Genomic DNA, 15464 nt, shown 5'->3' on the forward strand with positions numbered 1-15464 from the left:
TTCTTTTCTGATTTCTTACTACCTGTCTCGTCTCACCTGAATAGTACTCCATTTTATTAGCTGAAAAAAATTATTGAAAAAGAAAAAGGTTGAGAGCAAGATCCACTCAACCTTCTTCGACTGTCGTTATTGTGCTTGATGAAGGGCATTCGTTTCTTCCATCAGCTGCGTGCCTCCTTGATTCTTCCAAAGTTCGATCGCAGCTTCCCAACCCGCTTCATCGATTTGTCCTGCAATAAATTGAACCCGTGCATCACTAATGATCTGATCAAGCTGTGCCCCTTTTGTTACATACGTATCTGTATTATAGGAGGCTGCTGGGTTAAAGACAGCGTGCTCTAAATCAGCTTCCATCAATGACAATCGTTTTTCATAGCTTTCAGTAGCCGCTTCTGTATCAGGCTTAGCAATATAGTACAGGGTATCTTCCGTTACATTCATCCCAATTTGTGAGTACCCTTTGACCGCATTGGCTAACGCTTCAGCTTCTGATCCTTCTAATGCCACGGACATTCCATCCACTACTTCAAAATTGATTCCTTCGATTCCGTTGTTCAGCAATACCTGTGCTTCTTTATCATTTAATTTATCAAGGAACGTCAATACCTCTTTTAGATGTTCCTCTGTCTGGACACTCGACTTAGGAATCGCCAAGAAACCAGAATAGCCATCTGTCGGTAACGCATTCATCGTACCGCTATTATCTTTTAAATTCCCTGTAAAGACGACGAGGTCTTCTTCTCCAGCTTGCAATAATTTATTACTGATTTGTGCTGCTCGTGAATACGTATCAATAATGATCCCACCACGTCCATTGATAAACGGCTCATCCCATTTATCTGCTGCCATAGTTGCAAAATCACGATTGACATAGCCTTGTTCCACCATATCTTTAACAAATTGCATTGATTCTAGGTATTCTGGTTGCATAAAGGATGGCTCTAAAGTGCCGTCTATTTCTTTCCAAGCATTTCCTGCCCCAAACCAAGTAGCTAACACATCGTAAGGACTATTTGAATTGATCGAGCCAGGCCATTGGGGAATAATCAAACCAAACGTATCATTTTCACCATTCCCATCGGGATCGTTCTCAGTAAATGCTTTGGCAACCTCATAGAGATCATCGATCGTTTCTGGTACCTCTAAGTTTAAGTTTTCTAACCAATCTTTTCGGATGATCACCGCCGTCCGCATCGCATCACGTTTCCGATAAATTCCGTACACTTTGCCATTCACAGAAGAATTACGCAAAACATCCTCGTTAGACTGAGAGAGATTAGGATAATCAGCTAAATAGTCGGTCAAATCCCAAAAAGCCCCATTTTCTGCTGACTTGATAAATCCTCCTGATTTTCCTTGAATGACCATCACTTCTGGAATATCATCTGAAGCTAACGTAATATTCATTTTATCCTCATAGGATGTATTGGGTGCCCAGGTAATATCAATGTTTTTGCCAGTGTAAGCTTCTAATTGTTTCAAAATCTCGTTGTCACTTGCAGGTGGTTCAGTTTCAATGTACGGCGATAACATCGAAATCGTATCATAATCTGTTGTGGAACCTGCTTCCTCCTTCCCACATGCCGACAAAAAGGCGACCGATAGTAACCCCAAACCAAGAATCGTACTTAATTTTTTCACTACTTTTCCTCCTTAGATTTTGTTGTTGAGCTCGATTAAATAAACCGCTTTCAATACCAAAAGCATAACGAAAAGCAGGATTTCCAGCAATTGACATTTTTTGTTAATCGTTGATATATGGCTGGGTAGGGAGTTTTGCTCTACATTTGCAGGTATCGTAAATTATAGGAAAAAAGAATAAATAGTTCTTCGTGTTCTTAGTTCGCTCAATCAATTTAATTATCGCAGTTTTTCTGATTCCTATCATTCTTAAATTCTCATTGTAGAAAGGGTAGCCTAAGTACTGATGTTCTTATTCGTGAGAGATTTGGAAACACCTTATCATGAAAAAAAGACCAACTCATTGGTCTTCTTTGATAATTCATCAGTTTTGTAGTACTAAGCGGATCACCACTTATTCATATTTGACAGAAAGAGTACTACCGCTCATACACATCATTTTGATCCAAGGTTGGCGCTAACGCAGTGACGATCGTTTCCACCATCTTTAAGTTCTCAACCCCTGCAATCTTGCCGAACTCATCGGCATGAATGAAAAGATTTTTCAATGTTAGATTGCGGATCGGTTCTGCTGGGCTGGCCTCGATGAAAAAAGCACGCACGCTTTGTTGTCCTGTTTTGGTAGCTTGCACGTTTTCAATAGTAATGTCGCAGACCTTTGCTGGACCTACTGGAATAGCTGGTTGTGCCATCAATTTGTGCCAATAGTCGGGAATCTCTTCCGCATAATCAGCTGGCAGTTCTGGATAACTATAATCTGGGTACCAATTTGTTTGTAAGAGAAAAGGAAAGCCAACATCCTTCATCGTTAAATCCGAAGCAGTGACCTTGCGTATAAATCCACCTCGATTGTTGGCGGATTTGATCCGAAACCCTGCGCCAGTTTGCTCAAAGACGACTTTTTGGATTTTGATCTCTTCGATCCCACCCGAAGTTTCACTACCAATGGCAATTCCTGAACCGTACCCTAACTGACAGTCTTTGATCGTGATTTTCCGACAGCTTCTTTGCTGGGCTAAGGCTTCTGCCCCACGTCCCGCCTTGATCGAGATATTGTCATCGTTGCAGGAAATGTAGGCATTTTGAATCGTGACTTCTTCACAGGAATCAATATCGATGCCATCAGTACTAGGCCCTTTTCGATTGTCTATCGTGATGCCGTCGATCAATATGTGGTGAGAATATGTGATTTGGGTATTCCAAAAACCCGACTGTACCGACGAAATATCTTTGATGGTTACTTGCTGACTTTCATAAACAAGGATATTTCGTGGCCGCTTGCAATCATAATCTGCTGCCCAGCGTAAGCCTTTCTTTGCATAATCCGCCATCATCCCGCTGGCTTCATCTGTTCCCCAAAACGTTTGCCACCATGTTTCTCCACGACCATCAAGTTTCCCTTTTCCCGAGATCATGACATTTTCTGCGTGAAAAACATTGATCATCGCTGCAGGCCACTTCATATTGATCCCTGCGACCCGATTATCTACTTCGGGATAATCGGCCAGTTCTTGACTACCATACAGAATCGTATCCTCTGAGACAATCAAGTGCACATTGCTTTTTAAAAACAATGCGCCGATTTGATAGGCGCCGGGTGGTGTAATCACTGTTCCCTGCACAGTTGATGCTTGGTCAATTTCTCGTTGCAATAATTGCGTGATGTCTTCCATTCTTGCTTACCTCCTACGCTTTTGTTTTACGCTACAAATAGGTTTGTCGATATGCATGACTTTTAAAAATTTGCGCATCGCCAACCTTTTTTCATCTATCATTTATTTGGATAGAACTAAGTGCTTCTTACTGGCGCTGTCCATCAAGTAAAGCGTTCCTCTTGGCACATCTCGTTGTCTTTTCCCATGTGCTTTCTGGCGTCCTTTTTTCCTACATTCTTTACTATAGTCCCCTTAGCGGCAAAAGAAAGTCCTTTTTGATTTCTGAGGATCGTCTTTTTTTGTAACGTCCTTTCTTATTAGAAAAATGCGCCTTTTTGTCTACGAAAGCAAAAAGGCGCAACCTCTCAAGGAAGGAAATAAGGTGCTTAACTAACTGTTTCTCATTGGGAAAACCAACGCAGATCATTTCCAAAAGCTTGTTCTACGTGCGTTTCTTTTGCCCCATCAAGGATAGCTCGACTGTTTCTCGGCAACTTATTGCGTCACTTATGGCCGCTTGATCAATGATCGATGCTTCTTTAAAGCAGATCTCCTGACACTGTTCAAAAATCATTTTCTTTTGCCCTTTAGCTGATTCAAAGGCAACTGACTCAAAAGTAACGCGTTGGATCGGTGAAACCTGCTGTGTTTGTTCATCGACAAACCCTTTTAGCTCGACCAAAGGGTTCTGCCCTACGATACAGGTATTCTTGACCAAAATATCCGAAATGATTGGTAACTGTTGTGCGGCCTGACCATCGGCATTGTAAGCAACAGGATGAGCCATGAAACGATCCAACAGGCAATCGATGATTGTCACTTGACGAATATAGCCGCCACGATCATTCTGCGCTTTCAATTCTAGCCCATAAAGCGTATTGGTCAGTTGACAATCTCGAAAAGCGATATTTTCGACACCACCAGATTGCTCACTACCAATCGCGATGCCATGTCCCCCTCGAATAGCCAAATCAAACAGCCGAATATTTTTCGCTGGTCTATTGATCTGATTTCCTTCTGGATTTTTGCCAGATTTGATTGCGATACAATCATCGCCCGTATCAAAAACGGTGTCAAAAATCAGCAAATTTTGCGAAGAATCTGGGTCCCAACCATCGCCATTGTCAATGCCTTTGGACTGAATAATCACCCCATGGGTCACAACGGTGTCACAGTAAATCATATGAACAGTCCAGCATGGTGGATCAATCAACGTCAGCTCTGTCAAATGGATGTTTTTGGCCTGCATCATACAGATCAAACGTCCCCTTACTCGTCTTCCAGGTTTTCCATCAGAAACATATTCTGGATACTGTTCACGGTCTGCATAAGGGTTTCGCATCGCTAGTCCTAATGGATTTCCGCCACCAATGATCGTCCCTTTGCCACAAAGACGGACATTTTCACAAACGATACGCCCTCGATCGCCTTGATCGATATACCCAATGTTGATCAATGAACGAAAGCAAAACAGTTCCCAGCCTTCATAACGGCTTAATGGTAAGCCCTCTTGATTCACGCTTCCTAAATACTCGTGAGGGGCAACCCGATACGTTTCTATGTCGAGGCTTGCTTGCAATGTGCCATCTACCTGAAAAATCATATTGCTTTTTAGCTCCAACGCACCAGAAAGGATCACCGCCCCTGTTGGGATCCAGACAGTGCCATTGCTAGGGCAATCGTTGATCGCTTGCTGGAGAATGGCGGTACTATCTTCTTTGCCTGCGCTATCAGCATGGTAGGGTGCTTGCGTAACATCTAACACAACACTTTTTTTCTTTGTACGAAAGGTCGTCGTGACTGCGGTATTTGTAAGCAGGCATCCCTGAAGATCGAGGCAGATGATCGTTACTTGATACGTTTGATCGGCAGATAAGTTTGTCAACGTCCAATGCGTCTTGTTTGTTGGTCTGGTTTGGATCAAATCGTTGTCTAAAAACAATTGATAACCAAAAATAGCTTGAGCGTGCAGCGGCTTCTCCCAAATAAGGGTCGCTTGATGAGCGCCGATCGTGCTTGGTACGAGATGAAAATCAATTACTTGAAATGGTTCCATCGGTTTGTCCTTTCTTCAACGAATTCATTCAATAGAAAAAAGATATTCCAAAACAGCGAATATCTTTTTCCACACTTATTTAAGACCAGTCGTGCTGATGCCTTCAACAATGTATTTTTGGAAAATAAAGAAGATGATCAACACAGGCAGCAAGGAGACCACAGACATCGCGAACATCGCTCCCCAATTGGAGGTGCTGCTAGCATCTAGGAACTGCTTTAAGGCAATCGATACCGTGTAGTTTTGCGGACGTGTAAGGTACAGCATCGGTCCGATCAGTTCTTCCCATTTCCAATAGAAAGAGAAGATCGCAGCGTTTGCCAAGGAAGGCTTCATCAACGGTAGAATCACGCGGAAGAAAATACCGACCCGTCCACAGCCGTCCATTTTTGCTGCTTCATCTAAATCTGTCGGGATCGCAGAGACGAATTGGACCATCATGAAAATAAAGAAGGCTTGTCCGAAGTATGAAGGAACGGTTACCGGACGAATCGAGTTAAGCCAGCCTAATTGATTAAACCAAAGATACTGAGGCACCATGATGATCTCTTGCGGCAGCATCATCGTGACCAAGATACAAGCAAACCAAAAACCTTTTCCTTTGAAAGGAATTCGACCAAATCCATAAGAAATGACAGCCGAAGAACAGACCGCCCCTACCATTGAAATCAACGCGATTTGCAACGAGTTGAAAATATAGCGAATGAAGGGAATCCCTGCGATCCCTTCAAACCCTTTGGTAAAGTTTTCTAACGTCCAGCTTCGGGGGATCAACTCTGTTGCCGTTCGAAAAATGTCACTACTAGGTTTAAAGGCACTAAACAGCAGCCAGAAAATCGGATAAAGCATCAGTAATGCAGCAACTAAGATCACGGCATCAAAGAAATAATTTTGTTTTTGTTCACGCATCAATCAAACCTCCTCGTTTTCTTTAAACACCCAAAATTTCGATGTTGCGAATAACAGAATCGTAATCAACCCAACGATGACCAGTAAAATCCACGCTAAGGCTGAAGCATAGCCCATTTTGAAATCGGTAAAGGCTCGTTGATACATGTACAAGGAATAGACTAACGTGCCGTTACGGGGTGAACCCGTCCCATTCGAAATGATAAACGCAGGTGTAAACGTCAAAAAGGCCATGATCGTTTGATAGATCAGATTAAAAAAGATGATTGGCGTCAGGACTGGAACCGTGATATTGAAAAACTGTCTGATTTTTCCTGCCCCATCAATTTCCGCCGCTTCGTAATAATCTTTTGGAATATTTTTCAAACCGGATAAGAAAATCAACATCGACGAGCCAAATTGCCACGCTGCTAATAAAATCAAGGTCATCAATGCTAAGCCAGGACTTTTAAAGAAGTAGATCGGGTCTAAGCCGATCGCCGCTAGCACGCCATTGATCAATCCTGAATCGCCAAAAAGATTCCGCCACATGATCGAGACCGCTACGCTCCCACCTAAAATCGAAGGGATATAAAATAATACCCGATAAGCGCCGCTTAATTTCGATGGGCGGTTGATCAGCATTGCCACTGCTAATGCGACGATCAACCGTAAAGGAACTGCCAACACAACATATTTCAGCGTAACAGTCAGTGACTGAACAAACTTGGGATCATTCGTAAAAATCGTTTTAAAGTTATTCCAGCCAACAAATTGCGCCTCTGTCAATAAATCATAGTCATGAAAAGACATAAAAAGAGAAATCCCCATCGGGACGATAATAAAAGCAAAAAAGCCAATGATGAAGGGTGAGATAAATAAGTAGCCTGTAACCATATTCTGTTTAGATTCTGGTAATCGATTAAACCAGCTTTTGAGTTTCCCAGGTTCTTTGGCCGTGGGTGATTTTGATTGTAGTTCCATAATTTTCACTTCCTACCTCCTATATTTGATTACGCTTACAAGTTGATTTTAACGAAGTGCTTCTTAAGAATGAATAGAAAAAAAAGCACAGAAATGTGAAAAACTAGAGGACCTATATTTTTTGCCTCCATTGTTTCTCCTAAAAAAACGCCTTTACTGAAAAAGTCAGTAAAGGCGCCGCAGCTAAGCTTATTGATAGTTTTCTGCAAAAATTTCTTCGCAGCGTTGCGCAAAGGCATCATAGGTTTCTTCTGGTGTCATCGTGCCATAAGTGATCTCTGCGTACAGCTCTTTAAAGTACGTGTTGATTTCAGCAAACCCAATTGGTGGGATTGGGGATGGATCACCGACGATGTCTGCAATATCATCTAAGAAATCAGAGGACTCTTGTTCTTCTGGTGTCATGTCGTCATAAAGCAATTCTTTGATGGCATCATTAGAAGGAATTCCCCGCTCAGTACCGATGATCTTATTGGCTTCTTCACTATTCACTAAAAAGTCAACAAACTTCGCAGCTGCTTCTTTTGATTCAGAAGCATTCGCGATCGAATAAAAGAACCCTGGTCGATACGCCATCGCCCCGTTTTCTGAGTCGAATGGACGAGCCAAGTTGATTTCGACATCTTCTGCGGCGGAGGCCTTATAGGTCAAGTATTGATTGGACCAAGTCATCATATAGGCTGCTTTTCCTTGTGAAAACGGATATTGATCCATACTGTTGGCATTGCTAGTCACTTCTGCGGTTGGCATTGCTTTGGCTTCCGTAAGGTCCGCGATAGCTCCCATAAATTCAACCCAGTTTTCTTTGGTAAAACCGATCTCTGGTTTGCCGTCCGCATCGTATTGGTATAGATCTTCGCCTTTAGTACGTAAAAAGTATTGCAAAATCGTACTGTTGTCATTGTTATCATTCCAACCATAATCACCGGTTGCTTCAGCGATCGCTGCCGTACTTTCTACAAGGTCATCGAAGGTATAATTGCTAAAGTCGATCCCAGTGCCCCCTTGTTCTACCAATGATGGATTGTAGAGCATCGCCATAGTATTGACAGAAGTAGGTATGCCGAAAACGTTTCCATCTAACTCGCCAGTTGCTAAAATCGATTCTTTGATATCATCGGTTTGAATCTCATTGCCGATAAATTCCGACATATCTGCTAATTGATTTTTCGTTCCATATTGCGCAATGTACTGCACATCCATCTGGATCACATCAGGTAATTCTCCAGAAGCCGCTTTTGTTGCTAGTTTTTTCCAATGGTCATCCCAAGAACCATATTCATATTCAACTTTGATGTCAGGATTTTGTTTCTCAAATTCTTTGATCGATTCGATATACTTCTCGTGTCTGACTTCTGAGCCCCACCAGGTAAAGGAAATCGTCGTTTTCCCATCTGCATCAGCTTCTGAGCTTCCGCTACTATTGCCGTTATTGCCACAAGCTGCTAAGGTCGCACCAAGAAACAACAAGCTCGCTGCTTTTAAAAAAGTTTTCTTCATTCTTCTACACTCCTTTTTGTTTGCGCTTACAAGGTGATTGTAATGGAAATCCTCGTTAATAAAAATGAAAAAACAAGAGCAAATATGTGAAAAACTAGACTGTCGTTTTTGCTGAAGGCTAAGCCTTCACGGGCAATAGCTAGAAAAAAATAGAAAAACAGATGAAAAATGTAAAAAAACAGACATGCTCTATTTTTTCCAATATACTATGCTATACTAGCGTTGAAAAGGCTTACTTTTCAAAAAACAAGGTAGGTGGAAACAATGAAAAAAATACAAACCGGACTGTTTCGTCTTTTTACGGTAACAGCTTATTTTGCTAAATTAAACCTTTTATGGCTTTTCTTTACCCTTTTAGGGTTGGGAATCTTTGGCTTCGGTCCTGCCACCGCTGTCACGATCAAATGTTTACATGATTTTCGTAAAACTGGCCATGACTATTCAGCTGTTGCCTTCTGGCAAGCCTACAAGCAAGCCTTTCGCACCTTTACCCTTTTTGGCATTGGACTATTAAGTACAGTACTCCTGTTATTGTTTAACTTACGGATCACTCATTTTTTCCCGACTGAAATGGCTTGGCTGCGTCCTGTCTATTTACTTTTAACGATTCTCCTCCTCTACACTGCATTCATCAGCTTTATGACCTATGCCAAAGCCGAACAACACGCTTGGAAACAGACCTTGTACGTCAGTATCTTTCTAGTCTTTCGCTACCCACTGCAAGGCCTTGCCTTGTTGTTTACCTGGTATTTATTGTTTCTCTTATTGACTGCCAAAACCTCTTTGTTACTCGTCTTTGGACTGGTGATTTTCTTGTTCTTCGCTGAATTTTTTCATGGTCAGATGATTGAAAAAACCAAACAATTGCAAGCAAAGCGAGGCAGTGTCCATGAAGTCCCAGAAGCTGATCAATCATTTTAAAAAGCAGCCTTTTGAGCGACAGTTACATTTTGTTTTTTTTGCGACGGTGGCAATTATCGTCTCATTGGCTGTTCTCCTGACCTTAGTTTGGCGACAAGTCTACATGGCGCAGCTGAAAGAAGCTGCGTATAAAGATGTCTCGATCATTTCAACAAATATCGCCAAACGTTTAACTGCCGTCGAAACCCTCTCTTTTCGCATTATCGATAGTGCACCGATCCAAAATGGCCTACAAAGGATCTTGGCACAAGATTCCTTACAATCCTTAGAGGCGATCGACCAAAAGAATGCCTTAAGTGCAGAAATCAACGCCCTCGTACGCAATGAATCAACGATTCAAAACGTCTATCTCTTTACCCCAACGAACGAAAACATGATCAACTTTCTAGCCGAGACCGACCATATCTTTAATGGCCAAACCATCAAAGATATGATCGAGACTTTGCCCGATAAGCCTGCCAAAGGGAGTTGGTTTTTTGCAAAAGACCTTTCTCAAGGTGTCTACCTGCGAAAAATCTATTCAACAGCCGATCTTTCTTTAACCTATATTGGTACGGTGATATTTCTAGTCAATACGTCCTTCTTTCGTAACGAGATCGAAAGTCTTCCTATTGTCTCTGAACAAAACCAATTTTTCATGGCGTATCAGAACCAATTTTATAGTACCGCACATGACGAGCAAACCCTCGCTGCGGATCAAAATACCTTGCAGCAAAAAATGGAAACCTTCCAGCGATCGATCGGCTCCATGACGTTTGATAATCGCCAGTACTACTACGCAATGGATCGGAAGACGATGCCGAATATGACCTTCATTTATTTACTGCCTGAAAATCAAGTCTTAGCTGATCTTTATAAACTACAAGGCCTTTCCATCGCTGTGAGTTTGCCTTTTTTATGTTTGATTATTGTTGTGATTCGGAAAATAAGCAATCAGCTGACCCGCCCTTTAGCTGACTTGGCTTCGCAAATGGCAGTTCTGCGGAAAACGAAAAAACTGGCCTCTTTAAAGACCCTCGCTGTCCCAGAAAATAGTCAAGAAGAGATCATGGTCCTTTATGAAAGCTACAATACGATGATCGATGAATTAAATGCCTTGATCAAGGACAATTATGAAATGCGTATATTGTCCCAAGAAATCGAATTTAAAGGATTGCAAGCGCAATTAGATCCACATTTTCTCTACAATACGTTAGACTCGATCAACTGGATCGCCATTGAAAATCAGCAGTGGCAGATCTCAGAGATGGTCACCTCCCTTGCCTATTTGTTTCGAAAAAAAATCGATACCAAGTCTGACTTCACAACGCTACAAGATGAGTTAGATATCGTGCACGCCTATATCAATATTCAAAACGTTCGCTTCGGGAAACGGATCGAGTATATCGAAGTAATTTTGGTGAATGACTTGTCCTTTAAGATTCCTAAGTTACTGATTCAACCATTGATTGAAAATGTCTTTAAATACGCCGTCAATGATATGAAGGAAACGTGTCGCCTCGTCCTTACGATTGAACAACAAGCAACTTTTCTCCAAGTCAGTGTCTCTGACAATGGCCCTGGTTTTAAAGCCAACTTCTCGATTGAAAAAGAAGGCGGCATCGGATTGACCAATATTCAAAAACGATTGCAACTGCATTATGGTGATCAAGCGTCGTTAGCCATCGTCTCCTCGATTCCCTTCAAAAAGACGACGGTGCGCTTTGTGATCCCCTTTAAAAGGAGTGAGTAAAACATGAAAAACATCCTCGTTGTTGACGATGAACCCTTGATAGCAAATGGTGTGGCTAACCTCGTTGCTTCTTTTGATTTTCCATTAGTGGTCAAAGGAATTTATACAGACAGTGAAGAAGCCTTGGCATTTTGTCAGCAAAACACCATCGACATCGTGATTACCGACATCAATATGCCTAAAGTCAATGGACTTGCCTTGATCAAAAAATTAAAAGCCATCAATCCTGCGATTCAAATCATTATTTTGACAGGCTTTGGCAGCTTCTCCTTTGCCAAAGAAGCGATGGCTTTAGGAGTCAAATTTTTCCTTGAAAAACCTGTTTTTCCGAGCAAGCTTTCAGAAGCGTTGGCTGAGACGATCGAACGCTCTGAACGTCGCCAAATGGAATCTACCCTCTATTTAAAACAACAAATTGAGCAATACATCAATAGCTGCGGAGAAGAACCGCTGCCTGAATCATTCGTTTTTCCATTTTGTATGTACTTATTTGATTCGAAATTCTATCACGCCATCGCTAAGCGGATCGAAAGCTATGAGAACCATCACGAGTTGGTGATCGGTCATCAAAACAAAGTTGGCTATATCCTGAACTTCAGTACGGAAAATACCTTTAATCTCTTTTTTAAAACGAAGGTACAGGCTGCGCATCTAGGAAAAGGGATCGCTATCAATTGCTGGGTCGAAACTCCCGAAAAATTTTTACTCAGTTATCATTTAGGCAAGCGGAACTTGGATAAGGAGTTTTATTTTGATACATTTGAAGTCATCCAAGAAGCCCAAATCTCACAAGAAAATGTCTATGAAAATAGTCTCTACATGGAATACCGTGAAAAACTTTTGGCATTGATCGACAAAGGCGAACTGACTTTAGCCCAAGTTCTTACGGAAAACTTTTTTTCTACCTGCCGCATGGAGCTTTACCCTGTCCAACTATTGCGGCTGCAGGTCAACGATTTGTTATCGGCAATTTTTGAAAACCATCGCATCAAAAAAGACATTTACTTTGATGACTATTCCCCAAAGATCATGCTCTTGAATAATTGGCACGAACTCCAGTTTATGCTGCTTCACTGTATCGATTTGATGCGGGGCAGCTTAGATGATAGCGAGAACATGCAGCTGTCCCAAAAAGTCAACCTGATCATCGAAGAATATTATGACCATGAAGCATTGTCATTGAAATGGATCGCCGCCCATCTTTTGTACTTAAATCCTGAATACTTAGGAAAAACCTATTACAAAGAAACCGGGATTCGCTTCAATCAAAAATTAGCCGAATACCGCATCCAAAAAGCACAAGAACTGCTGAAGAAAAACTACAAAGTCTACGAAGTGGCAGCGATGACGGGCTTTAGCAATGCGCCTGAATATTTTGTTCAAACATTCAAAAAGATTACTGGTATGACACCAAAGAAATTTTTGAAGCAGCAAGAAAAAGCTCTTCTCTCTTAACGTTTCTTCTATACGAAAGCATTGTTTTGCTATTTCAACAAAAGAGGTAGTCCGCTCACATTCGTGAGCGAACTACCTCTTTGACTAACCAGTAATTGATGTCAAACAATTGATGCGACCGTATTCGTTTTAAAAAATGAACATTTTTGTTTAGCTTACAGCGTAAAGACTTCCCTTAACTCCTGTGTCACTGGCGAATCATCCGAATTTGTTTCCATGAGTTCTGCCATGTAATGCCACCATTTTTGGTTGATCTCGGTTGCCGCTAAATGCTGCCAGCGGGTTTCATCTTCAATCTCAAGGTAGCCAAACAACGCAAGGGTTTCTGGATCTAAGAAAATCTGGTAGCTTTTCGCCCCGTGTGCTATGAGCTGCTCTTTTAGTTCTGGCCATAGTTCGCGATGCCGTTTTTCATATTCTGCTTCATAACCAGGATGTAACTTCATCCGAATCGCTTTTTTGATCATCTTTGTCTGCTCCTCTCTTTATTACGTAAGGTGTTCAAATTAACAAAATGAAACCAATAGTTCAGTAAATGCTAAGACTGTCAGTGATTGTCCGTAAGGCATCGCCGTAATCGCAATGTTTTTGTAGTACGCCAAGTCTTCTCCCATTCCAGTACCGATGGAAACATTTTGGACTTCTCCATCTTCTGCGACTTGTTCGATCAAACCGGCTAAAGCTTTATAGGCAACATCTTCCCAAGCTTTGTCAATGTAACGCTTATGAACGGCTTTTAAAATCCCATAGGCAAAACCAGCCGTCGCAGAAGCCTCCACATACGAGCTAGGATCGTCTAACAAGGTGTGCCACAGGCCACTTTCATCTTGCATTTCTTGCAAGGCAGTTAGTTGGTCTAAGAGGGTATTGATCAAGAAGCTACGTAACGCATCTCCTTCTTGCAAGTCGAGAATGTCAATGATCTCAGGAATCGCAATGGTGATCCAGCAGTTGCCTCTTGCCCAAAGCGCTTGTGCATAATTGTGGCGTTCTTCAAAGGTCCAGCCGTGGAACCAAAGCCCAGTTTTTTTATCCACTAAGTATTTGATATGGATTATAAATTGTTGTTTTGCTTCTTCGATATAAGCCGGACGATTCAGCAACATGCCAATTTTCGCCAAAGGCAAAGCAGTCATCATCAAGGTATCGTCCCAAAGCTGGTTGCGATTTTCTGGTCCATAGGTCGCATGCTGCAGACCATTTTCGTCGGTTCGCGGCATATCATGCATGACCCATTCCGCCCATTGTTCAAGGTAAGGCAAGTAACGAGAATCTTTGGTGTCTTCATAAAGATACGCCATTGCCAAAAGCGGCGCCATCGTGTTGACATTTTTAGGCGGCGCGCCTTCTAACATCCGCTGCTCAAACCATTCTTCCACAACTTGGAGCGCTTTAAGATTTTTGGTGATTTGGTAGTTTTTATAAATGCCATATAGTCCCACCCCTTGCGGCCAGTTCCAAATCCCCCAGCTTTTATCATCAACGATCAAGCCGTCAAAGTCTATTAGAAATTCACCATTATCATCCTTGATCGTCGTTAAATTTTCGATCATGCGATCAATTTTTTCTTCCACGACACGTTTTTCCACAAATAACTGTTCTAAAATCACCATTGGGTTCATCCTCTCATTTCTCTTTGATAGATTGATCGTAACACGCTTACATTTACACAAAAATAGCAGTTATTGACACTTTACTATCTATTCTTGTATGATAAAATCAAACGAGCACGAAAGGAGCCAATCATGGAGAAGCAAAGTGCGGACACGATGATCAACGATCGCTTTGAGGCCTTTCATATCAAAGACATCGTAGAAGAAAGCAATACCCTTTATCATTACCATAGTTTTTATGAGATTCACTGTACCCTAAAAGGATCAGCGATCTTCTTTATCGATGGCGGAGAATTCCCTCTAGAACCTGGTACGATCATCTTGATTCCTCCAAACGTCTTGCATCGAATCGTCCATCAAACTTCTGATTTTTTCGAGCGAACCTACCTGTATATCAATCCTAGTTATCTCACTGCCCTCTCCACTACCCAAACAGATCTCACTGCCTGTTTTCGTAGCAACGGCGGCATCAACAGTCGTATTTTATCGATCGATGCCGACCAATTAGACCAGCTATTGCGACCTTTGCGCAAAAAAACGGATAGCAATTATGGCACCGACTTACTTTATCAAAATCATTTGATCGCGTTTTTGATTTCCATCAATACGATTGCCTATCAGGAAAAAGAACCGCTGTTTTTATCCGACTCACTCTATAAAAATAAAGACATTTTGGCTGCCATTACCTATATCAATCAGCATTTGACCGCTGATCTCTCCTTAGAGACCGTCGCCAAAGCCCTTTTCATGAGTCCATACTCGCTTTCTCGGACCTTCAAAAAAGAAACTGGCGTCGCCTTTCATGCCTATGTCGTCAAGAAACGACTCTTAAAGAGCAAAGAAATTTTACGTAGGACCAGAAGCGCCACCGCCACCTTCGAAGCTTGCGGCTTCAACTCCTATACCCATTTTTTACGCTGCTTTAAACAAGAGTTTCAACTGACACCAAAAGAATTTTTACAAGAAGAATCCCAAAATCAGTTTGTCCGTTTTACGCATTTCGCAGGGAAAAAATAGCA

The 15464-nt window shown here is 41.8% G+C and carries 12 protein-coding genes; 4 read left to right on the forward strand and 8 right to left on the reverse strand.

All coding sequences use genetic code 11. The annotated features are described in order from the left end of the window. Positions 1–126: 126 nt before the first annotated feature. The 6 genes from IAE45_RS05855 to IAE45_RS05880 all read right to left on the reverse strand — a co-directional run bounded on the left by IAE45_RS05855 (position 127) and on the right by IAE45_RS05880 (position 8724). Entirely contained in the window at positions 127–1641 is a 1515-nt protein-coding gene (locus IAE45_RS05855; protein WP_081117545.1) for an extracellular solute-binding protein, read from the reverse strand. 419 nt (positions 1642–2060) lie between these two features. After that, complete coding sequence (locus IAE45_RS05860; protein ID WP_200125382.1) at positions 2061–3314, reverse strand: glycoside hydrolase family 28 protein; 1254 nt, start codon at positions 3312–3314, stop codon at positions 2061–2063. A 424-nt stretch (positions 3315–3738) separates the two neighbouring features. Further along, positions 3739–5352: a glycosyl hydrolase family 28 protein gene (locus IAE45_RS05865; protein ID WP_200125384.1), complete on the reverse strand. Its 1614-nt coding sequence runs from the start codon at positions 5350–5352 to the stop codon at positions 3739–3741. A 75-nt stretch (positions 5353–5427) separates the two neighbouring features. Continuing rightward, positions 5428–6261 (reverse strand): carbohydrate ABC transporter permease, encoded by an 834-nt coding sequence (locus IAE45_RS05870; protein WP_005234188.1) that lies wholly within the window; start codon positions 6259–6261, stop codon positions 5428–5430. A gap of 3 nt (positions 6262–6264) precedes the next feature. Further along, positions 6265–7224: a carbohydrate ABC transporter permease gene (locus tag IAE45_RS05875; protein WP_016608843.1), complete on the reverse strand. Its 960-nt coding sequence runs from the start codon at positions 7222–7224 to the stop codon at positions 6265–6267. A 189-nt stretch (positions 7225–7413) separates the two neighbouring features. Then, a complete protein-coding gene (locus tag IAE45_RS05880; RefSeq protein WP_200125386.1) occupies positions 7414–8724 on the reverse strand; it encodes an ABC transporter substrate-binding protein in 1311 nt (436 codons plus the stop codon). Positions 8725–8988: 264 nt separating this feature from the next. On the opposite strand from IAE45_RS05880, the gene IAE45_RS05885 reads away from it, so the two are divergent. Genes IAE45_RS05885 through IAE45_RS05895 form a run of 3 tightly spaced genes read left to right on the forward strand, consistent with a single transcriptional unit; the run spans position 8989 to position 12832 of the window. Beyond that, on the forward strand, positions 8989–9645 hold the full coding sequence (locus tag IAE45_RS05885; RefSeq protein WP_195266559.1) for a DUF624 domain-containing protein: 657 nt from the start codon (positions 8989–8991) through the stop codon (positions 9643–9645). After that, entirely contained in the window at positions 9614–11377 is a 1764-nt protein-coding gene (locus IAE45_RS05890) for a sensor histidine kinase (RefSeq protein ID WP_200125388.1), read from the forward strand. The genes IAE45_RS05885 and IAE45_RS05890 overlap by 32 nt, the downstream gene beginning before the upstream one ends. A 3-nt stretch (positions 11378–11380) precedes the next feature. Further along, on the forward strand, positions 11381–12832 hold the full coding sequence (locus tag IAE45_RS05895) for a response regulator (RefSeq protein ID WP_005234181.1): 1452 nt from the start codon (positions 11381–11383) through the stop codon (positions 12830–12832). A gap of 155 nt (positions 12833–12987) precedes the next feature. Here IAE45_RS05895 and rhaM read toward each other — a convergent pair whose 3' ends face one another. Together rhaM and bglB are read right to left on the reverse strand one after the other, a co-directional pair. Beyond that, complete coding sequence (gene rhaM / locus IAE45_RS05900) at positions 12988–13299, reverse strand: L-rhamnose mutarotase (protein ID WP_200125390.1); 312 nt, start codon at positions 13297–13299, stop codon at positions 12988–12990. A gap of 39 nt (positions 13300–13338) precedes the next feature. After that, positions 13339–14445 carry a beta-galactosidase BglB gene (gene bglB, locus IAE45_RS05905; RefSeq protein ID WP_200125392.1) on the reverse strand — a complete coding sequence of 369 codons (1107 nt, stop codon included), beginning with the start codon at positions 14443–14445 and terminating at the stop codon, positions 13339–13341. A 132-nt stretch (positions 14446–14577) separates the two neighbouring features. Between bglB and IAE45_RS05910 the strand changes: the two genes are divergently transcribed. Continuing rightward, on the forward strand, positions 14578–15462 hold the full coding sequence (locus IAE45_RS05910) for a helix-turn-helix domain-containing protein (RefSeq protein WP_200125394.1): 885 nt from the start codon (positions 14578–14580) through the stop codon (positions 15460–15462). The last annotated feature ends 2 nt before the right edge of the window (positions 15463–15464 follow it).

Source organism: Enterococcus sp. S53 (genome assembly GCF_016516865.1).
Taxonomy (GTDB): Bacteria; Bacillota; Bacilli; order Lactobacillales; family Enterococcaceae; genus Enterococcus_D; species Enterococcus_D innesii.